Here is a 21,814-nt window from a genome sequence, read left to right on the forward strand (position 1 = left end):
CACGACATCATGCCGCTACGGTGAAGCTGGAATGAAGCCTGCGATGGCGTGCCGCTATGGGGGATACGCCGGCAAAACCTTGAAGATTTAATGAATTTAAATGTGATTTATGTCACGTTTTTTGCAATTCGCCGTATCGCTTAGCCTGGCGCTGATATCGCCGAATATGCCGTGCCATTCGTAAGTAAACTGCTAAGGAAAAATAAAGAAACTATTAGTAAGATAGCGGGCTAATTATTGGAGACTTCTGGACTCAATTATTGCCAATAATTTATCCCGCCTCACAAATATTTCGCCATTATGACAACGGGTTATCTTTATTTACCTTTTGCGTCCGATGGCAGAAAAGTCTATACCTAAAGCCAATTAATCTATAAAAACAGTTTTAACCGCTTATTCGCTGCACCAGACTTTCTTCACACAGTGGCTCTCAGAAATTAATTGCTCATCGGGGTTGGTGTTATTCCTGCCGTTGTATCCCTCGCGATGAATTTAACGCTGTTGCAATAACAGCGTGGACGCTGCACGCCCACTGGAGGAAGTATGAAGTTCACATTAAATCCGATTGCGTTCGGAATATTAGCTGCGCAGGCGCTGTTCTATCCGGCAATAAGTGCGCAAGCCATTACGTTGGGAAGTTATTCACCGCAGGTTAATGACAACCTCTTTGGCGAGCAGAGTATTAACGTCAACGGCAGCAATGAAACGCTAACGGGCAATCCTGATTTCGCGCCGGGAACGGATGGATCAGTGAACTCCAGCCTGGGGCAGGTCAACATCACATCGGGCGCGCAGTTTCTCAATCAAACTCGTCTCGATCCCGGCCCGCAGAACTTCGCCATCACCGTGCCCGATCCTACTACTGGCGGGAATACCACCTTCCAGGTCTATAACTCCGCCAGTCTGGTGGCTCAAACGCCAGTCACCTCCGATACCGCCGTGCCGGACGTGGTCAACGTTAACGGCGATCAATACATCAATACGCGTGTTGCGGATGTCTCGAACGGTGGCACGCTTGATGTGAATATCGGGCAAGCGAATGCAGCCAGCAGCGCCAGCACCAACAGCTGGAGCATGGCGGCGAAGCAGACCACGCTGTTTCAGGTGGGCAGCGACAGCACCCTGAACTGGAATTCCAACAACCGCATCAGCTTCTTTGGCACCGCCGCCACACCGGATGGTGCCGGCGCGACGCAAACCTTTCAGGTGCAAAACCTCGCCACCTACAATGGCAGCGTGAGCGTACAGACGCTGGATGGCGCCACCAACACCTTCACCGTGACCAATGCCAGCGAACTGCAGACCTACAACAACTGGCTGATTAGCCAACTGCAAGCGGGCAATCTGGACAAAGCCAACTATCTGACCGAATTCAACAAAGCGGTGACCGTCACCAATGGCAATATTGTGTACGACGTCAGCGCCACACCGCCAGATGAAGTCACACAGCCGATTGGCAACCGCATCGTGGTCAATGCCGATGGCCCAGACGCTCGCGTCAATCTCGCGGCGGGCAACACACTGGAAGTCGTGGGTTCGACAGGCGGGGCGATTAAAGCCTCCAACGGCGCGCAGGCGGTGATTGATGGCAAGCTCGCCAGTCGCGGCACCCTCGCCAATAACGGCACGGCACTGGTGCTTTCTGGCAACAGCAACGGCAGTACCAGCACGACTGGCGTGATCAACGGTGGGTTCCTCAATCGCCAGGATGGCACGGGTATTGGCTCCACCGGCTACGGTGCCAATGGGGTGCTGGTGCAGAGCGGCAGTGCGTTTAACAACAACGGCATCGTCAATCTGGCGACGATCGGTAGTAACTCGCAGTATGGCGTAGCCGGTATTCGGCTGGAGGATGACGCTACATCCCGCAACAGCGGCAATATCAACGTCGGCGTGAACGGCTCCAGCGCGCGCGGTACAGCATCGGGCGTACTGCTGACATCGCCGACCTCCACCTTCACCAACAATGCCGATGGGCAGATTTATATTGGTCGTGGTCCTCAAAACAGCCTGACCGACAACGTGGCGGATACCGCCATGAATCAGAGCGGCCTGACCAGCGGGATCGCGCTGGTGGCAAACGGTTCTGCCACCAACAACGGCAACATCGTGATTGGCTCAAAGGTGCAGAACGCGGCGGGCATGTCGGCGACCGGTGCCAGCGGGGTCACGATGGTCAATAATGGCACCATTGATGTGAATGGTGCTGCCGCGACCGTGCCGCGTGAAAACGTCGGGATGTCGGTGACCAACAGCAGCGGCACCATCGATAACAGTGGCACCATTAACCTTAACGGCGTCAATGGCACGGGCGTGAAAGTCGTGGCGACCAGTGGCAATAACGCTTCTGCAAGTTCAACGGGGACCATTAACGTTGCCGGGGGGGCCGATCCCGCCAGCGGTACACGCAATTTTGGCGTGTGGGTGGAGGGCCAGGGCACCGGACAGGCCAGTGCAGACGTCAACGGCCCGGTGAATCTGAGCGGCACGGGCGCGATTGGCGTGCACGCACGCGGCAATGCCACGGTGGAAGTAGCGGCTAACGCAATACCGACGTTCAGTAACGGCAGTAATCAAATCGCTTTCTTCGCCTATGGCCCCAATGCGCGGATTAACATAGCAGGCAACAATCCCTTCAATGTCACCACCACCAACTCGACACTGTTCCGCGTTGAGCAGGGCGCGGATTTTGACGGCACCGATCTGTCACTCACCGCATCGGGCGCGGGTTCTGTGGCGGTGAACGGCACCGGCACCGGTGGTACCGAAGTGAACACCCGCAATGCCACGCTCAACGTCAGTGGTGCAGGCGCCACGGGGGTGAATATTGAAGGCGGGGCAACGGGCACCATCGACAATGACACGACCATCAACCTCACCGGCAACAACGCGATTGGCGCGATTGTCGATGGGCAAAAGCATACGCTGGCAGGCAGTAATAGCGGTGCGCCGGTGACCAGCACGACGTTAAGTTCTGCTGCGGCACTGAATTCATCGCAAAGTGGATTGATTGGCTATCTGGCGCGCAATCGCGCACAGCTCAATAACACTGGCAACATTGCTTTCAGCGGCGCTAACGCCACTGGCATTCGCGTGGAGAGCGGTGCGACCGGTACTAACAGCGGTAACATCAGCATCAACGATGGCGGCACCGGTATTGCGGTGAACAGCAGCGGCAGCACGGCCAATACCACGGCGAATAATAGCGGTAACATCAACGTCAATGGCGGCAGTACCATCAACCGCAGCCGGGGAGTCAGCGCCAGCGGCAGTCGGGCGATTGCGAATCACAACGGTGGCACCCTGAACCTCAACGGCTCTGGCGCGATTGGAGCAGAGGCAATCAACGGCGCATTGGTGAACATCGCCGCCGGATCTGTGCCGATCTTTAATGGCAGCGATCAGATGGCTTATCATGCGGCGGGCAGCGGCTCACGTATCAACTCGGCCGCCAACGAACTGGACGTGAATACCCTCAATTCCACCGGATACCGTATCGATGATGGCGCGGCACTGAGCTTTAGCAATCCCACCTCATTGACCACCAGCGGCGCTAACAGCACGGGTGTGATCGTCTCGGGCAGCGGCAGTAGCCTCAACAGCGCCAATACCAGCTTCAACGCCAGCGGTCAGGGCAGCACCGCAGTACGTGCCGAGGGCGGTGCGAATGCCACTTTGGCCAGCGGCAGCAGCATTAATGTCAGTGGCAGCAACGCAGTCGGCGTGCTGGTCAATAATTTGCGCACCGATCTCAGCAACGCGCTGGATGGCACCTCAGCGGCCACCACCGTCACCAGCAATGGCAATCTTAACGGCGCAGGCAACAACGCCATCGGCTTTGATGTCACCAACGGCGCCACGCTGGTCAACAACGGTACGGTGGATCTTACCGGCAGCAACAATATCGGTATTCGCTCACGCGCGGGCAGTACGCTGACCAATAACGGTACGGTCAATGTGGCGAACGGCACCGGGTTGGATGTGTCTGGCAGCGGCAGCACGCTGGCCAAAGGCGGCGTGATCAATGTCGATAACGGTGTGGCAGGCGTGCGCATCAGTGACGGCGCACAGCTGGCGTTAACCGGCAGCGATACCGTGATCACCACGCGTGGCACTGCGCACGGCATCCTGGTCGATAACGGTGCCAGCGCGCTTAGCGCCAGCGACGCCACGGTCAACGTACTGGGCAGCGGTAATGGCATCGAAAACCGGGCAGAACTCAGCAATGTTAGCCTGAGCAACCTGACGCTCAACGTGGCGAATGGCAACGGGATCCGCACTGCGGTGCCGTTTGATCCGGCCTCAACGGTGACCACCAATGTGACCGGCAGCGGTACGGGCCTGAACATCGTCAATGCGGATGGATCGACCACCAGCGGCGATTTAACACTGGGCTCCGGCTATCAATTTAATGTCACCGGCGCGGGTGGCAGCGGCATCCGCGCCAACACCACCGGCAATGTCACTACCGCCGCAGATGTCACGATCGATAATCCGGCGGGCGGATCGGCCCTGATCTCCAGCACGGCGGGCACTATCGTCAACACCGGGACGTTCACCTCCAACAGCCTGACGGCGCCGGTGGTGGATTTGCGCGGCGGTAAAACCCTCTTCGAAAACTTCGGTAACATCATCACCGTCAATCCACAAACCGTGGCGGTGGCAGGCAGCAATGCTAATGATGAAATCCTGCTGACCGAAGGGGAGGTGCGCGGCGATATCAACCCCGGCGGCGGGGCCGATGTGTTCCGCTGGACGGGCGGATCGCTTAACGGCAGCCTGACCATGGGCAATGACAATAACAATAATGCGGAGGTCAGTAAGGTGGATCTCGGCACCACCTACCACCTCACCAGCGGCAGCGGAACCGGAAACACGCTGACGTTTAATCAGATCGATTCACGTGGTGGCAGCCTGGGCGCTGACGATCTCAATAAAGGGGTAAACCTCGGCAGCGGTTGGAGCACCATCAATTTTGCCGATACCCAATGGACGCTCACTGACAACCTCAAACTGGCGCACAGCACCATTAATATCGATGAGAATTCAACGCTGTATGCGGGCAACAATGTGCATCCGACGTTAGCGGGGGGCACCGCGGACTCACTCACGGTGAATAACGCCGGTATTCTCGATCTGACCAACGGTGCGGGCTCGCCGGGCAACACCTTGAATATCGCTGGTTCGCTGGCGTCCAGCGGCGGGCAGCTTAATCTGATCACTGACCTTAACGCAGGTGGCGCGCTGAACAACCAGTTCACCGACCACCTCAACGTCACCGGCAACGCTACCGGCACTACGCTGGTGAACGTAAAACTGACCGACAGCAGCACCGGTGCGTTAACGGATCTTAATCGCAATGGCGGCATTGAGGGCAACGAGGGGATTTCGCTGGCACAGGTGGCGGGTAACGCTGGTCCCGAGAGTTTTGCCCTTAAAGACGGCTATCTCGGCGCGGGGCCGTGGCAATATCGGCTTTACACCTTCGCGCCGGGCAGCACCGATCCCAGCCAGCGTTTAGTCAGCGGCAGTGGCAACAATTACTGGGATTACCGGCTGGCGAATTATTACGTGTGTGAAGATGGCGGCAGCTGCCCATCGACCTTTATTACCGATGCGTTCGGCAGCGGGCAAAGCTACGATGCGCGTACCGCTGTGGTGCCGCAGGTGCCTTCCTATATCTCCGCCCCGGTTGGCCTTGCTTATTACACCTCGGCGATTATCGACGATTTGCATAAGCGTCTTGGTGAGTTGCGTCATGAGCAGACACGACCGGAAGGCGATGGCGGCGAAATGTTCCTGCGCTACATCGGTTCCAATCTGAAATACAAAAGTGACCAGCGCTTCCGCGATTACGGCTATGACTTCGATCTGGATTACAGCGCGGTGCAGGTGGGGGGTAACGTGCTACGCCTCGACGGTGACAAAGACAGCCTGCGCGGTGGCTTAGCCTATACCCGAGGTAACACGCGCATCCGTCCCGATGCCGCCGACGGTTACAGCAGCACCACCTTCGACAGCGACAGCCTGGCCTTTTACGGCACCTGGCAGCGACAGAACGGGTTTTATCTGGATGGCGTGCTGTCATTCGACTGGCATCGTGGTGAAACCGATATCGCACGGCAAAAACAAGAGGCGAAGCTAAAAGGTCACGGCTGGACGGCCTCGCTGGAGAGCGGCTATCCGTTTGATCTCGGCGATGGCTATAAGCTGGAACCGCAGGCGCAGTTAATGTACATGAAGCTGAATATGAACGACTTCACCGATGAAGATGGCAACAAGGTGCGTTACGGCGATTACAACCAGACTATTGGACGTTTGGGCGCACGTCTTGATCGCACCTGGACGGATGACAGCAATCGCCAATACACTCCTTACCTGCGCGCCAACTATTACAAAGGTTGGGGCGGTACGGCCGACACCAACATCTCTTCGGTAGAAAATCCTGCGCTGAGCGCTACCTTCACCAGCGGCCATTTTGGCCAGATGTGGGAAGTGGGCGCGGGCGGCACCGCCACGTTGCAGAAAGATGTTTCACTGTATGCGGAGGCGGATTACCGCAAAGAGATCAGCGGCAACGGGGCCAAGGGGTGGCGCTATAACGTTGGCGTGAGGTGGCAGTTTTAAATGAGGACATTTCAAGCGTTGCCTTTAATGTCGTCATTAAAGGGCTGCGGTATTTGGACAAGTCGCGTTATATGGCGTTGTTAAACGGATACGGTATTCGGCCTGATCGCCATTAATTGCAGGATGGGCTGAGGTGCATATTGCTGTGCACCTTTATCATCTTGCGCCTCGGCAAAACCTTGATTTCATATACTCTAAATAAAATTTTATCGAGGAATTTCTGCCACAAAAAACAGGGATATTGTTCACTGTGGCTTTAATTCAGGATAAAAATTAATTCTCATCGCTAAAGACCGCTCCCTGCGCTGCCGAAAAGGTAAAAAAGTGTAATTGATTTTTTCCTTTAGCCTGCATTTTGCAAGGACAACACACATGCGGAACAACCAGCCTATCACTCAGCGTGAATTTATCTTTGATGATGACGCCACGCTGATGTCGACCACCGATCTCAGCAGCCACATAACCTATGCCAACGACGCCTTTATTGAGGTTAGCGGTTTCGAGCCGGAGGAGGTCAATGGGCAACCGCATAACATGGTGCGTCACCCGGATATGCCGCCGGAAGCGTTTGCCGACATGTGGGCCACCCTGAAACAGGGCGAACCCTGGACCGCGCTGGTGAAAAATCGTCGTAAGAATGGTGATCACTATTGGGTGCGAGCCAATGCGATTCCGGTGGTGCGTGAAGGCAAGGTGCAGGGTTACATGTCGGTACGCACCAAACCTTCCGCCGAAGAGATCCGTCAGACCGAAGCGCTGTACCGTGATTTCCGCGAAGGGCGGGCCAAAGGCCGCCGTTTCCATAAAGGGTTGCTGGTCGGGACCGGCTGGCGTCGTCTCGGATCACTGTTAAAAATTATGCCGCTGCGCTGGCGTATTCGCTCTACTTTGCTGGCCGTACTGCCGCTGTCTGTTATCGGCGTCTGGCTGCTGGGGATGGCACCGATGGCACTGGGCAGCTTTGCCGCAGGCATGGCAGGTTTATTGCTGCTGGCGAGCCTATGGCTGGAGCAGCAGATTTCCCGTCCAATGGAGCGTATCTGCCGCCAGGCATTAAGCGTCGCCACTGGCGCCAGTCATAAGGTGGATCAGTTAGATCGTGTGGATGAAATCGGGATCACGCTGCGTGCCATCGGACAGCTCGGCCTGATGTTCCGCTGGCTGGTGGATGATGTGAGCGGCCAGGCGATCAATGTACTCAGTGCCAGCGGTGCGATAGCGCGCAGCAACGACGAATTGAGCCGTCGCACTGAGCAGGCGGCGGCCAACGTGCAGCAGACCGCCGCCACCATGAATGAAATGACCGCCACGGTGAAAAGCAACACCGATACGGCTAATGAAGTAAACAAGCTGTCAGAAAATACCAGCCACGCCGCGCTGAAAGGCGGTGAAGTGATGCAGGAGATGGTGGGGATGATGGCGGAGATCGCCGACAGCTCGAAACGCATCGCCAATATTACCAGCGTGATTGACGGCATCGCTTTCCAGACCAACATTCTGGCGTTAAACGCCGCGGTGGAAGCGGCGCGTGCCGGTGAGCAGGGCAAAGGGTTTGCGGTGGTCGCGGGCGAGGTGCGCAGCCTGGCGCAGCGTAGCGCCAAAGCCGCCAGTGAAATCAAAACGTTGGTGGAAACCAGCGCGGGTCGCGTGCAGTCGGGCAGTAATCACGCTGATGCGGCCGGGCGCACCATGCAGGATATTGTCGACCAGGTGCAAAATGTCACGGCATTGATTGCCCAGATCAGTTCTGCCACGGCGGAACAGTCCATCGCGTTAAGTGAAGTGAGTACTGCAGTGGAAGATCTCGACGATATCACGCACCAGAATGCCGCTCGCGTGGCGGAAAGCGCCGAAGCGTCCGGGCGCATGACGCGTCAGGCGAATCGCCTGGTGGAAGCGATCAGCGTGTTTCGTTAAAGGATATTGCACGCGGCGCGAAATGCGCCGAATCGTCTGGTCGAAGCGATCAGCGTGTTTCGTTAAAGCGTCTCGCGCGCTGCCCTTAATGCGCCGGGTGGTGAGCCGACAATGCGTTTAAACGCCCGGCTAAACGCCGCCAGCGAGCCGTATCCGAGGTGGAAGGCGACGCTTTCCACCGCTTCGCCCTCATTGACGATACGTTCCACCGCCAGCCGCATGCGCAGTTCAGTGAGGTAGCGCAGCGGCGTCATGCCGGTAGCCGTTTGAAAACGGGCGGCAAACACTGAGCGTGAACTGCCCGATTCGCGTGCCAGCCGCTCCACCGTCCAGTTTTCGCCCGGCTCACGATGCATGGCTGCCATCGCCAGGCTAAGACGCGGATCGCGCAGTGCCTGCACTAATCCACTGCCTTTGCCGCAGCCGTTTTCCACCCAGCCGCGCACAATCTGCGCCGCCACCACATCCGCCAGTCGGGACAGAATCCCGGCGAAACCGGCTTTGCGCTCGCGGGTTTCACGCTCCATCGCATCGAGAATCGGCTGGATTTCCGGGTACTGCGCCAGCAAGGTACTCACCAGCATGACATCCGGCATGGTGTGTACCAGCGGCTGCATACCGCCGAGTTCAAACGCCATGCAGGCGCTAAATAAAATGACATCGCTGTCGTCCGGGCAACCTTCGCTGCTGTCAGCGATGTCACAGACGCTGCCACAGATCGGTTTGCTGTTGAAGGTGCCAATCGGTTCACAAATGGCGTCTTCGCTGGAGATCAACGCGTGCGCTTTGCCGTGCGGGATCAGCATCGCATCGCCTGCCTGCAACGGATAGATCACGCCAGACGCTGAGCGGATCATTAACGATCCACGGCCAACAAAGTGCAATTGTGCTTTGCCCGGCGCGTCATCGTATTGCAAACCAAAAGGGTTATGTAAGGCGATACGCTGATATTTCACGCCATACAGGCGCATGCCCATCAGCAGTTCACTGGTCAGATCTTCATAGCGGCTCATACGAATCCAGACGAATTATCAAAAAACAAAGTTTTTGTATCATAGATCGTCTTGCCTCATCTCACTATGCTTACAACCTGAATTTTTGTGATGGGGATCGCAAATGAGTCTGGATACTGAAGTAGTCGAAACAAGTATAGCGGTGGATAAACCCGCATGGGGCGCGGTGTTTGCCATGGCGTTTGGCGTGTTCGGCCTGATCACTGCCGAATTTCTGCCGGTGAGCTTGCTGACACCGATTGCCGACTCGCTGCAGGTGAGCGAAGGGCAAGCGGGCCAAACGGTGACCGTGACTGCGCTGGTGGCATTGCTCACCAGTCTGGTGGTCGGCAACCTTACGCGTCGTCTCGATCGTCGCGTCGTGATGCTGGCCTTTACGCTGCTGCTGATTGCCTCGGCGCTGCTGGTGGCATTTGCAGAGAATCTGCCAATGATCCTGCTGGCACGCGTGCTGCTCGGCATGGCGATTGGCGGTTTCTGGACGCTTTCCACTGCGATTACCATGCGGCTGGTGCCCAGCGATCAGGTGCCGAAGGCGCTGTCGATAGTGTTTAGCGGCATTTCGCTGGCGACCATCATTGCCGCACCGTTGGGCAGTTATCTCGGCGGCATTATTGGCTGGCGTAATATCTTTCTGCTGACCGGTGCATTGGGCGTGCTGGCGTTGTTCTGGCAGTTCTTCACACTGCCTGCGATGCCGCCAGAGAATAAAGCGCGCAGCGGCGGCGTGCTGGATCTGCTGCGTAACGGCCTGATGCGCTGGGGCATGCTGGCGGTGATCATGATGTTCACCGGACACTTTGCCTTCTTTACCTATCTGCGTCCGTTCCTGGAAAGCAGCGCGCAGCTCAATATCAATCAGCTGTCGCTGGTGCTGCTGGCGTTTGGCGTGGCGAACTTCTTCGGCACCTCACTGGCGGGTTACCTGGTGACGCGCAGCGTGTCGCTGACGCTGACCGGCATGGCGCTGGTAATGAGTGTGACGGCGGTGGTGCTGGTGAGTTTTGGCAATCTGCCGTGGCTGGTCGGTGCCGGCGTGGCGGTGTGGGGCCTGGCATTCGGTTCGATGCCGACCGGCTGGTCAACGTGGATCTCCCGTGCGGTGCCGGATGATGCGGAATCCGGCGGCGGTTTGCTGGTGGCGACGATTCAGTTGGCGATCACCGCAGGTGCTGCGGCCGGTGGCTGGATGTTTGATCTCAACGGCGCGGGCGGTGTGTTCCTCGCCAGCGGCGTGCTGATGCTGCTGGCGGCCATCACTATCTTTACCCGCGTTCGTCATCAAGGTTAATTTACCTGCGGCACCGGTGTTTAGTCACGCGTGATCACGCAGGCTGGGGCCGCTTTGGGACTGGCGTCCTCGCGCCGCTACGCGGTGCCCTCACGTCATTCGTCTGCCTGACGGAACGGCGGGGGATGGCACATCCCTGTGCCGCCCCGCCTTCTGCCCGCGTCCTGCGGGCTATCCTGGCAGACTCATTCTGTTCGGCGCTGCGGATTGCCTGTCCCAAAGCGGCCCCAGCCTGCTTCTGAACACTTGTGCGTATTGTTAGCAATCTCTTTGAAATGCCTGCCTCAAGCCATGAACGGTGACAGATTGAAAAGCAGCTGTTTCAGACATAAATCCTGCACCATTCTAAAAACCCAGTTTTTTAACCCTTTGCACACAGGTTAATCCAAATGTGCTTTTTATATTCAAATTAATCGAATAACTACGGCAAATCTCTCTGCTTTTTTGTGATCGAATTCACGCCTATTATTTATCTCAGCAAGGCGATGAAGCCTTATCCGATAAAAAATCATTGAGGAATTGACCATGAAATCTATCAAAACTTTTGCTGCTGTTATCGCTCTCTCTGCTCTGCCATTCGCCAGCTTCGCGCAAAGCGTCACCGCATGTGCTTCAACACTGGATGGTGCAGAAGCGCAAATCGCTGCTCAGGCACATAAAGCTGGTGCTTCCTATAAAGTGACTGAAGCCAATTTCAACAACGGCGTGCACATGACTGCCGAGTTGACCAAATAAGTCTGCGTTAACGATCTGTGCTGACAGGGTGCCTTAGGGTGCCCTGGCGGCGTTGGTAACTGCATAAAATTCTGTTACTTTCCTACCTAAATGATTACTATTCTCAAAAACTAACATCCTTCGTCGGCTCACCTCGGGCTGTCATTCTAAAATTGGTTGCATTGTCGGGCTTTCACTTCACTGCCATGAGGCGGTGGATTTGCTATGGAGAAGTTATGAAAGCGATTAAAACAACATGGGCGTTACGTCCATTGCTGCTGGCAACGGCGCTGTTATCTTCCGCTGCGGTACTGGCAGCGGAGTCTCAGCCGCTGAACCAGGTGATTTCCAAAGGGGCTTACGAACTGGCGTTCAGCAACAGCGATAACGCGCTGTTCCTCGCCACGGCGCAAAACGCCAGCACCAAAGGCGGCACCGTTTATCGTCTCGATCCGCAGGATCTGTCGGTGAAGCAGACCATCAATACCGATCTGCCGACCTTTGGCGCCGCTATCAACCAGAAAACCAACACGCTGTTCTTCGGCAATACCCGTGATGCGGCGCTGACCTCGGTCGATGCCAGCAGCGGTAAAGTGCTGAACACGCTGGTGCTGGATGCGCGTAAGCGCAGCGAAACCGTCCGTCCACTGCAACCGCGTGAAGTGGCAGCGGATGCGGCAACCGATCGTGTGTATGTCACCGGCCTCGGTGAGCAGAGCGTGGTGTGGGTTGTGGATGGCAAAACCCTGAAGCTGGTCAGCACCGTACCGAACACCGGTAAAATGGGCACCGGCCTGGCCATCGATTCTGCGGCACAGAAGTTGTACGTAACCAACGCCGATGGCGAACTGGTAACCATCAATACGCGCCTGAACGCGATTGAAAAACGTCAGAAAATCGATGGCGACAAAGACCACTTCTTCCTGAATATCGCGCTGGATACCCAGGGCCATCGCATCTTCCTGAGCGACTCTAAACAGCCTCAGGTGCTGGTGCTGGATTCCCGCACTCAGCAGGTGATTCATAAGATTGATGTGCCAGAATCGCTGGCGGTACTGTTCAATGCCGACCGCAACGAGCTGTATGTGACGCACCGTAAAGCCGGCGAGATCAGCATCATCGACGCCAGCTCTTATAAAGTGAAGCGCACGGTGAAAGCACCGGGCCTGCCAAACAGCCTGGCGCTGTCAGCAGACGGTAAAGCGCTGTTTGTCAGCATCAAGCAGCCAGGCACCCGTAAAGAGCCACCAAAAAACCCGGATAGCGTCCTGCGCATCGCGCTGTAAGCGGCAGTTATCTGAAACTCAAGGGCGGCGTGTGCCGCCCTTTGCATTTCCGCACTTTCCTTCCCCGCTCGCCCCGCGATATACGCTACCTTTTACCTCGACAACACCAATGGAGAGGAAGCAATGAGCCAGTTTTTTATGCATGAGAAAAACGATCTGGTGAACGAAGCCATCGAAGGGGTTTTGCTGAGCACGCCATGGCATAACCTGAGCCGCCTCGATCTCGGTGATGAGATCCGCGTGGTGGTGCGCACAGATTGGGATAAGAGCAAAGTGGCGCTGATCTCCGGCGGCGGATCGGGCCATGAACCGGCGCACGCCGGTTTTGTCGGCAAAGGCATGCTCACGGCGGCGGTATGCGGCGATATCTTTGCCTCACCGAGCGTCGATGCGGTGCTCAATGCCATCATCAATGTCACGGGCGATGCAGGTTGTCTGCTGATTGTGAAGAACTACACCGGCGACCGGTTGAACTTCGGGCTGGCGGCGGAGAAAGCGAAAAATCTCGGCTACAACGTCGAGTTGGTGATGGTGCAGGACGATATTGCACTGCCCGAAAATCCTCAGCCGCGCGGCATCGCTGGAACCGTGTTGGTGCATAAGATCGCCGGTTTTGCCGCCGAGCAGGGGCAATCGCTGGATGAAGTTAAAGCGCTGGCGCAGCGTGCCATCGACGCCACCTCATCGATTGGGCTGGCGTTTGCGACCTGCCATATCCCGGGCGAAAAGCGTGATGAACGTGTCGAAGCGGGCCACAGCGAGCTGGGCATGGGCATCCACGGCGAACCGGGCGTGGTGACACTGGATACCCAAAACAGTCGAAAAATCAGCAGTATTATGACCGATAAGCTGGCGCAGTCGCTGCCAGACGGCAAACAGGCGCTGCTGTTGATCAACAACCTCGGCGGCTTCTCCCAGCTGGAGCTGGCGGTGTTGACGCGCGAAGTATTGCAATCGCCACTGGCGGCGCGGGTTACCCACCTTATCGGTCCGGCAACCCTGGTCAGCGCTTTAGATATGAAAGGCTTCTCGCTGTCATTGCTGGCGCTGGAGGAACCCTTCCTTGAGGCACTCAATGCGCCGGTGCAGGTGCTGGGCTGGGTACCGGTCTATGATTTTGCACCGATCAGTTTACAGAGCGCGGAAAAAGTCGGCAGCGTGCTGGATTTCGATCCGTCCGACAACGCTGAAGTGGCAAAACATGTCGACCGCGTGACGCAGACGTTGATAGATCTGGAAAGCGAACTCAATGCGCTGGATGCCAAAGTCGGCGACGGCGATACCGGCTCAACCTTTGCTGCGGGTGCGAAGAAGATTCAACGCGGCCTGCGTGACAAGCAGTTGCCGCTGGATGAGTTGCCGACCTTAATGGCGCTGATCGGTGAGCAACTGGCGACGGTGATGGGCGGTTCAAGCGGCGTACTGATGTCGATTCTGTTCACCAGCGCCGGGCAAAAACTGGAAGAGGGCAGCGCACTGCCGCAGGCATTAATGCATGGTCTGGAGCGCATGAAGCATTACGGTGGCGCGCAGCCGGGGCATCGTACGTTAGTGGATGCGCTGCAACCGGCGCTGGAGGCGTTAGTGGCGGGTGAGTCACTGGCCGCTGCGGCGAAAGCCGCTCAGCAAGGCGCGGATGCCACGGCAAAAATGCAGAGTGCCAAAGCGGGACGTTCGGCTTATCTGAACCAACAAAGTCTGGATGGAGTGAAAGATCCGGGTGCGTATGCGGTTGAGAAGGTGTTTACGGTGTTAGCAGGCTGATGGCAGCTGATTGATGAGAAGGGTAGCGGCGCGATTTATCGCGCACACCTGAAGCGATATAACCGCTGACAGATGCGCAATAAATAACGCCGCTACAACAACCTTACTCCGCCGACTCGCGCATCATCTCTTGATGCGGGATATCCGACAGAATCTGCTCGAAACTGCGCAGACGTTTGTAGATCGACATCAGTTCGACCAGTGTTGACCAGGAGGAGATCAGATACTGGAACGATGAGCGCACCTGGTCAAACACGTTAGTAATCTGGTTGAGCAAACCGAGTGTGATGGTCCCGGCAACAATCGACGGAAACAGCAGGAACAGCCCAAACACGTTATCGACCTGCAGATAGAGAATGCGGGTGATGTTGAAATAGAGATAGTGGAAATAGAGACGGAAATAGTTAAAGCGCACGCGGCTAAACAGCTCATTTACCGTCGGCGGTGACGCGCGATCGGCGTTGTCTTCGCCATACACCAGCTCTTTACGATAGGCCGCTTCCACACGTTGATTGCGGAACTCCAGCCCTGGCAGCTTAATCCCGACGATTGCCAGCAGTCCGGTACCAAACACCGACCACAGCACCGCCGCAATCACCAACGCATACGGGATATTGCCCAACAGCGGGATATCTTTCACGTGATGTGACAGGGTGATCAACACCGGCAGGAACGCTACCAGCGTCATGATCGCCTGAATAAAACTCACGCCCCAATCTTCCAACGTGCTGGCAAATCGCATGGTGTCTTCCTGCACACGCTGAGCGGCACCTTCCACATGGCGCAGGCGCTGCCAGTTGTGCATGTAGTAATTGTTCATCGCGGTGCGCCAGCGGAACACCCAGTGGCTGATAAAGAATGAGTTCATCACGCCAATCACCACCGCAATCAATGCGATACCTAAAAAGGCAAGAACCTGCTGGTAAAATTCAGCAATCTGCACCGATCCGGCTTTGGTTAAGGCTTTTTGAATCAAGTCATAGAATGGACCATACCAGGCATTGACCGCTACGCCGACCTGCACACCAAACCAGGTGACAAAGATGATCAATGCTGCACCCCACACTGACCAGCGCTGCCACGGATGGTTATCGATCACCTTCCATGCAAGGGCGAAAATCGCTGCGACGATCCAGTAATAGGCATAAAACCATAGTTGGCTCGCATGAATAAAGCGGCTGGCATTGGTTGGCAATGGCTGCTGCATTGCGGCCTGTAGCGCAGGCCAGCGTGCTGGAAAATCATTGAAAAAGCCAAACCAGGCAAAAATCGCAATCAAACTCCAAATCGCGGCCGAGCTGAAAAACAGCGCTGGCCGCGGAAAATAGGACTTAAACATAGGCACTCCGCTGTTATGTGTACTCTTTTATACCGCGTCAGACAGTGCTTTGTCTGTTGTGGGTTGTATCTGACGATGACAGCATCGCTGCTGCGATGTAAAGCGACACCATGACTTGTTAAGTATTTTGTGCGCATTTGTTTCGAGAAACTAAATTAATAACAGTTGTGGTGTTACACTATGTGCACTGTTACCGGTAACATTGACGCTGTATCCCTTAAGCCACAACTAAAAAAACAATACAACGCAACGAGTTAACTTTCATACCGCATTCATGTGGTAATGAGGCAATGTCATGTCAGAACAAAAAAATGGTCACAGTCGCAGGGATTTTCTGCTGAGAACCATCACCCTGGCGCCAGCGATGGCCGTTGGCGGTTCGGCAATGGGCGCGTTAGTGGTGCCGATGGCCGCAGGAGCAGCAGAGCAACCCGTCGCACCTCAACAAGCACGCGCTTATCAGCCAAGCTGGTTCACGGCGGAAGAGTTCGCCTTTATCACTGCGGCAGTGGCGCGCCTGATCCCCAATGATGAACGCGGTCCTGGCGCACTGGAAGCCGGTGTGCCGGAGTTTATCGATCGTCAAATGAACACGCCGTACGCCACCGGCAGCAACTGGTATATGCAGGGGCCGTTCAATCCCGATCTGCCTAAAGAGCTGGGTTATCAGTCTCCGCTGGTGCCGCAGCAGATTTATCGCCTGGGTCTGGCCGATGCCGATGGCTGGAGCAAAAAGCAGCACGGCAAAGTGTTCGCTGAGCTAACCGGCGAACAGCAGGACGCACTGCTGACCACGTTTGAGAGCGGTGAGGCACAGTTCCCGCAGCTCAATAGCAAAACCTTCTTCTCCTTCCTGCTGCAGAACACCCGCGAGGGTTACTTCAGCGATCCGATCCACGGTGGAAATCAGGGCATGGTGGGCTGGAAGCTGATTGGCTTCCCTGGCGCACGTGCCGACTTTATGGATTGGGTGGAGCGTGGTGAACGTTATCCGTTCCCGTCAGTGGATATTCGCGGGGAGAGGGCGTAACCGTGGCAAATGAATTGAAAAAAGTAGACGCGGTGGTGGTGGGTTTCGGCTGGGCCGGAGCCATCATGGCGAAAGAGCTGACCGAAGCCGGTCTGACGGTGGTGGCGCTGGAGCGCGGTCCACATCGTGATACCTATCCTGATGGATCTTATCCGCAGTCGATTGATGAACTGACCTATAACATCCGTAAAAAGTTGTTCCAGGATCTGTCGAAAAGCACCGTGACCATCCGTCACGATGCCTCGCAAACTGCGGTGCCGTATCGTCAGCTGGCGGCGTTTTTGCCGGGCACCGGCACCGGCGGTGCAGGTCTGCACTGGTCAGGCGTGCATTTCCGTGTCGATCCGGTGGAGCTGAACCTGCGCAGCCATTACGAGCAGCGCTACGGCAAAAACTTCATCCCGGAAGGCATGACCATCCAGGATTTCGGCGTCAGCTATGATGAGCTGGAGCCTTTCTTTGATCAGGCTGAGAAAGTATTTGGTACATCCGGCAGCGCCTGGTCGATCAAAGGCCAGCTGCAGGGCAAAGAGAAAGGGGGTAACCCTTACGCGCCGGATCGTTCCAGTGCTTTCCCACTGCCTGCGCAGAAGCGTACTTACTCGGCACAGCTGTTTGCCCAGGCTGCTGAATCAGTGGGTTATCATCCCTATGATATGCCGTCAGCCAACACCTCTGGCCCGTACACCAACACCTATGGTGCGCAGATGGGGCCGTGCAACTTCTGCGGTTACTGCAGCGGTTATGCCTGCTACATGTACTCCAAAGCTTCTCCGAACGTGAATATTCTGCCCGCGCTGCGTCAGGAGCCGAAGTTCGAACTGCGTAACAACTCCTACGTGCTGCGCGTCAATCTGACCGATGACAAGAAGCGCGCCACCGGCGTGACCTATCTGGATGGTCAGGGGCGTGAAGTGGTGCAGCCAGCGGATCTGGTGATCCTGTCTGCGTTCCAGTTCCACAACGTGCATCTGATGCTGCTGTCAGGCATCGGCAAACCGTACAACCCGATCAGCAACGAAGGTGTGGTGGGTCGTAACTTCGCCTATCAGAACATCTCGACCCTGAAAGCGCTGTTCGACAAAAACACCACCACCAACCCGTTTATTGGTGCGGGCGGTGCGGGCGTGGCAGTGGATGACTTCAACGCAGACAACTTCGACCACGGCCCACATGGTTTTGTTGGCGGCTCCCCGTTCTGGGTGAACCAGGCGGGTACCAAACCGATCTCCGGTTTGCCGACGCCGAAAGGCACGCCAAACTGGGGCAGCCAGTGGAAAGCCGCTGTGGCTGATACCTATAACCATCATATTTCGATGGATGCGCACGGCGCGCACCAGTCGTATCGCGCCAACTATCTCGATCTCGATCCGAACTACAAAGATGTCTATGGCCAGCCGCTGCTGCGCATGACCTTTGACTGGCAGGACAACGACATCAAGATGGCGCAGTTTATGGTCGGCAAGATGCGCAAGATCACCGAAGCGATGAACCCGAAAATGATCATCGGCGGCGCCAAAGGACCAGGCTCTCACTTCGATACCACCGTGTACCAGACCACGCATATGAGCGGCGGTGCGATCATGGGTGAAGATCCGAAAACCAGTGCGGTGAACCGTTATCTGCAGAGCTGGGATGTGCCTAACGTGTTTGTGCCAGGTGCCTCTGCGTTCCCGCAGGGCCTCGGCTATAACCCAACCGGCATGGTGGCGGCGCTGAGCTATTGGTCAGCTAAAGCTATCCGCGAACAGTATCTGAAGAACCCCGGCCCCCTGGTTCAGGCATAAGGAACACGGCGATGATCAAAAGCATTTTGGCCCTGTTTCTGGGCACGATGACGTTCGCCGCAGTGGCGGACGAAGCAGGTTCGGACGCTCTGGTGAAGCGCGGTGAGTATCTGGCACGCGCGGGTGACTGCGTAGCCTGCCATAGCACCGAGGGCGGCAAGCCGTTTGCCGGTGGATTGCCGATGGCGACACCAATTGGCACCATTTACTCCACTAACATCACCCCGGATAAAACCACCGGTATTGGTGACTACAGCTACGACGATTTCCAGAAAGCGGTGCGTCATGGCGTGGCGAAAAATGGCGAGACGCTCTATCCGGCGATGCCATATCCGTCCTACGCGGTAGTCAGCGATGAAGACATGCAGGCGCTGTATGCCTACTTTATGCATGGCGTACAGCCGGTGGCGCAGGCTAACAAAGACAGCGACATTCCCTGGCCGTTGTCGATGCGCTGGCCGCTCTCCATCTGGCGTGGCATCTTCGCGCCAGACGTGAAAGCGTTCCAGCCCGCCGCGCAGGAAGATCCGGCGCTGGCGCGCGGTCGCTATCTGGTGGAAGGTCTGGGTCACTGCGGTGCCTGCCATACACCGCGTAGCATCACCATGCAGGAAAAAGCGCTGACCAACGGCGAAGGCAATGATTACCTGTCAGGCAGTAGCGCACCGATTGATGGCTGGACCGCCAGCAATCTGCGCGGTGACAACCGTGATGGTTTAGGCCGCTGGAGCGAAGACGATCTGAAGCAGTTCCTGCGCTTTGGCCGCAACGATCACACCGCCGTATTTGGTGGCATGACCGATGTGGTGCAGCACAGCCTGCAGTATCTCAACGATGAAGATATCAGCGCGATTGCTAAATATCTGAAGTCGCTGGGTGCGAAGGATGCCAGCCAGACGGTGTTCACGCAGGATGATGCGGTCGCCAAAGCGTTGTGGAAGGGCGATGACAGCCAGCCAGGTGCTTCGGTGTATGTCGATAGCTGTGCGGCCTGTCATAAGACCGACGGCAGCGGTTATCAACGTTTCTACCCGGCACTGCGCGGCAATCCGGTCGTCATGGCGGAGGACCCGACCTCGCTGATCCACATCGTATTGGTGGGCGGCACCTTGCCTGGCGTGCAGGGCGCTCCGTCAGCCATCACCATGCCGGCATTCGGTTGGCGTCTGAACGACAACCAGGTGGCAGATGTGGTGAACTTTATCCGTGGCAGCTGGGGTAATGGCGTGAAGTCGACGGTGACGGCGAAGGATGTGGCGAAGCTACGCAAGGATGAGGCGGTCGAGTCGAAGCAGGGCAGCGCGGACATTAAGGTGCTGGAAGGGCAGTAAAGTGACATAAAGCGGGGCGCAAATTTGCGTACCGCTTTAACCAGATAGGGCCGCCATTTTCATCATTGGCGGCCTTTTTACAAAACGCCAGACCCTAAGCGGCTCCAGACTGCGTTATCACCCGTTACTTACCGCTGGATATCAAGACTCCTTACGTCTTGTTAAATATTCTCCAAATCCAGCCCGCGTGTTTTCGGACCGTAAATCCCCACTGACAGCATCACCATCAGCATGCTCAGCACGATAAAGACGATCACGCCCTGGCTGCCGGCGTACTGCAAAATAATGCCGATCAAAATGCTGCTGAACACCGTGGACAGGCGGCTAAAGGAGTAGCAGAAGCCGACCGCACGCGCGCGAATATGCGTCGGGAAAATCTCGGTCTGATAGGCGTGGTAGCTAAAGGTCAGCCACGCGTTGCTGTAGGTGATCAGGAAGCCACAGATGATCATCAGCACCGGATTGGTTGCCAGCGCGAACAGCGTGCCGAATACCACGGTCATCAGGGAGGAGAAAACGATCTGCCATTTGTTCTCGAGCTTATCGGCGTAGCGACTGCAAATCAGTGAGCCGAGCGGATAAGCCAGGGTGATAAAGAACGCATACAGCAGGCTGTGGGTCACCGTTGCGCCTTTGCCGGACAGCAGTGCAGGCAGCCAGTTACCGAAGCCGAAGAAGCCAATTGCCTGGAAGAAGTTCATCACTACCAGCATCAGTGTACGCTTGCGGTAAGCGGGGGACCAAATCTCGCTGAAGCGACCTTTTTTTGGCAACGCTGCTGCGGCATCGCTGTCAGAGAAATCTTCGCCCGGCGCAATCCCGCAGCGTTTTTCCATCTCACTCAGCACCTTATGCGCTTCCTGATGACGGCCCTGCTGCGCCAGCCAGCGCGCCGATTCCGGCAGGTTTTTACGAATCAGCCAGATCACCAGCGAGCAAACCGCACCGGCGATCACCACCCAGCGCCAGCCTTCAAGGTTGAGAATAGTTTGCGGTACCAGCCACCATGACATCAGCGCCACGGCAGGCACCGACAGGAACTGGATAAAGAAAGAGTAGGCAAAGGCGCGGCTGCGCAGATGAGCAGGCACCCATTCGGACAGATAGGTATCAATGGTCACCAGCTCAACACCGAGGCCGATACCGACCAGGAAGCGGAACAGGATGATCATTTCAGCGCTCTGTTGGAAGGCCATCAACAGCGAGAACACGCCGTACCATGCCAGTGCGCACATAAAGGTCAGACGACGACCAAAGCGGTCGGCATAGGGAGCCAGCAGGCTGGCACCGACAAACAGGCCGAGGAAAGTCGCCGAGGCGAAGGCGGCCTGGTCGGCAATGCCGAAGACCCCTTCCGAGCCGGTATGAAACACGCCAGCTGCCAGCAGACCAGAACTGATATAGCCGGTTTCAAACAGATCGTAGAGCTCAAAAAAACCGCCCAGCGCCAGCAGCGTAATAAAACGCCATAAGCCTGCGGATGAGGGCAGTGCATCGATGCGCCCGGCTAAGGTGCGGCGATCCGCTGCGATGTGATCGTTCGCCATCCCTGTCGAAGTGATTGTTGTCATTATTGGATAAACCTCGGTGTTTGCAGAACTCGCACGGTTTTATGGGTTTTAAAAATAATTAACCGTTAGCAAGCGAAGGAATAGCAGGATAATCAATTCATCGCGGGTTGCCGAGAGGGGCAACGGTGACATTTTCGCAATCTA

The 21,814-nt window shown here is 56.4% G+C and carries 12 protein-coding genes; 9 read left to right on the forward strand and 3 right to left on the reverse strand.

Annotated features, from left to right (window positions below; all coding sequences use genetic code 11):
* The first annotated feature begins 543 nt into the window (after positions 1-543).
* Positions 544-6,627, forward strand: a complete 6,084-nt coding sequence (locus JK231_RS16580; protein ID WP_211729086.1) for an autotransporter outer membrane beta-barrel domain-containing protein — start codon at positions 544-546, stop codon at positions 6,625-6,627.
* 372 nt (positions 6,628-6,999) lie between these two features.
* Positions 7,000-8,544, forward strand: a complete 1,545-nt coding sequence (locus tag JK231_RS16585; RefSeq protein ID WP_097118969.1) for a PAS domain-containing methyl-accepting chemotaxis protein — start codon at positions 7,000-7,002, stop codon at positions 8,542-8,544.
* Between the two features lie 62 nt (positions 8,545-8,606).
* Here JK231_RS16585 and JK231_RS16590 read toward each other — a convergent pair whose 3' ends face one another.
* On the reverse strand, positions 8,607-9,557 hold the full coding sequence (locus tag JK231_RS16590; protein ID WP_097118970.1) for an AraC family transcriptional regulator: 951 nt from the start codon (positions 9,555-9,557) through the stop codon (positions 8,607-8,609).
* 103 nt (positions 9,558-9,660) lie between these two features.
* Between JK231_RS16590 and JK231_RS16595 the strand changes: the two genes are divergently transcribed.
* The 4 genes from JK231_RS16595 (at position 9,661) to JK231_RS16610 (ending at position 14,612) form a co-directional block, all read left to right on the forward strand.
* Positions 9,661-10,848, forward strand: a complete 1,188-nt coding sequence (locus JK231_RS16595) for an MFS transporter (RefSeq protein WP_211729087.1) — start codon at positions 9,661-9,663, stop codon at positions 10,846-10,848.
* 525 nt (positions 10,849-11,373) lie between these two features.
* Entirely contained in the window at positions 11,374-11,583 is a 210-nt protein-coding gene (locus JK231_RS16600; protein WP_097118972.1) for a DUF1471 domain-containing protein, read from the forward strand.
* A gap of 215 nt (positions 11,584-11,798) precedes the next feature.
* Positions 11,799-12,848: a YncE family protein gene (locus JK231_RS16605; protein ID WP_160834353.1), complete on the forward strand. Its 1,050-nt coding sequence runs from the start codon at positions 11,799-11,801 to the stop codon at positions 12,846-12,848.
* Between the two features lie 123 nt (positions 12,849-12,971).
* Positions 12,972-14,612: a dihydroxyacetone kinase subunit DhaK gene (locus JK231_RS16610; RefSeq protein WP_097118974.1), complete on the forward strand. Its 1,641-nt coding sequence runs from the start codon at positions 12,972-12,974 to the stop codon at positions 14,610-14,612.
* 103 nt (positions 14,613-14,715) lie between these two features.
* Here JK231_RS16610 and sbmA read toward each other — a convergent pair whose 3' ends face one another.
* Positions 14,716-15,951: a peptide antibiotic transporter SbmA gene (gene sbmA / locus JK231_RS16615; RefSeq protein ID WP_034826847.1), complete on the reverse strand. Its 1,236-nt coding sequence runs from the start codon at positions 15,949-15,951 to the stop codon at positions 14,716-14,718.
* Between the two features lie 295 nt (positions 15,952-16,246).
* Between sbmA and JK231_RS16620 the strand changes: the two genes are divergently transcribed.
* Genes JK231_RS16620 through JK231_RS16630 form a run of 3 tightly spaced genes read left to right on the forward strand, consistent with a single transcriptional unit; the run spans position 16,247 to position 20,099 of the window.
* Positions 16,247-16,981 (forward strand): gluconate 2-dehydrogenase subunit 3 family protein, encoded by a 735-nt coding sequence (locus tag JK231_RS16620; RefSeq protein WP_058962216.1) that lies wholly within the window; start codon positions 16,247-16,249, stop codon positions 16,979-16,981.
* Positions 16,982-16,983: 2 nt separating this feature from the next.
* Positions 16,984-18,768 carry a GMC family oxidoreductase gene (locus JK231_RS16625; protein WP_058962217.1) on the forward strand — a complete coding sequence of 595 codons (1,785 nt, stop codon included), beginning with the start codon at positions 16,984-16,986 and terminating at the stop codon, positions 18,766-18,768.
* 11 nt (positions 18,769-18,779) lie between these two features.
* Complete coding sequence (locus JK231_RS16630; protein ID WP_097118975.1) at positions 18,780-20,099, forward strand: cytochrome c; 1,320 nt, start codon at positions 18,780-18,782, stop codon at positions 20,097-20,099.
* A 161-nt stretch (positions 20,100-20,260) separates the two neighbouring features.
* Here the strand turns inward: JK231_RS16630 and JK231_RS16635 are convergent, their stop codons facing one another.
* Positions 20,261-21,670 carry an MFS transporter gene (locus tag JK231_RS16635; protein ID WP_160834350.1) on the reverse strand — a complete coding sequence of 470 codons (1,410 nt, stop codon included), beginning with the start codon at positions 21,668-21,670 and terminating at the stop codon, positions 20,261-20,263.
* Between the last annotated feature and the right edge of the window lie 144 nt (positions 21,671-21,814).

Origin of the sequence: Pantoea sp. JGM49, assembly GCF_018257655.1 — a bacterium.
In the GTDB taxonomy this organism is placed as follows: domain Bacteria; phylum Pseudomonadota; class Gammaproteobacteria; order Enterobacterales; family Enterobacteriaceae; genus Pantoea; species Pantoea communis.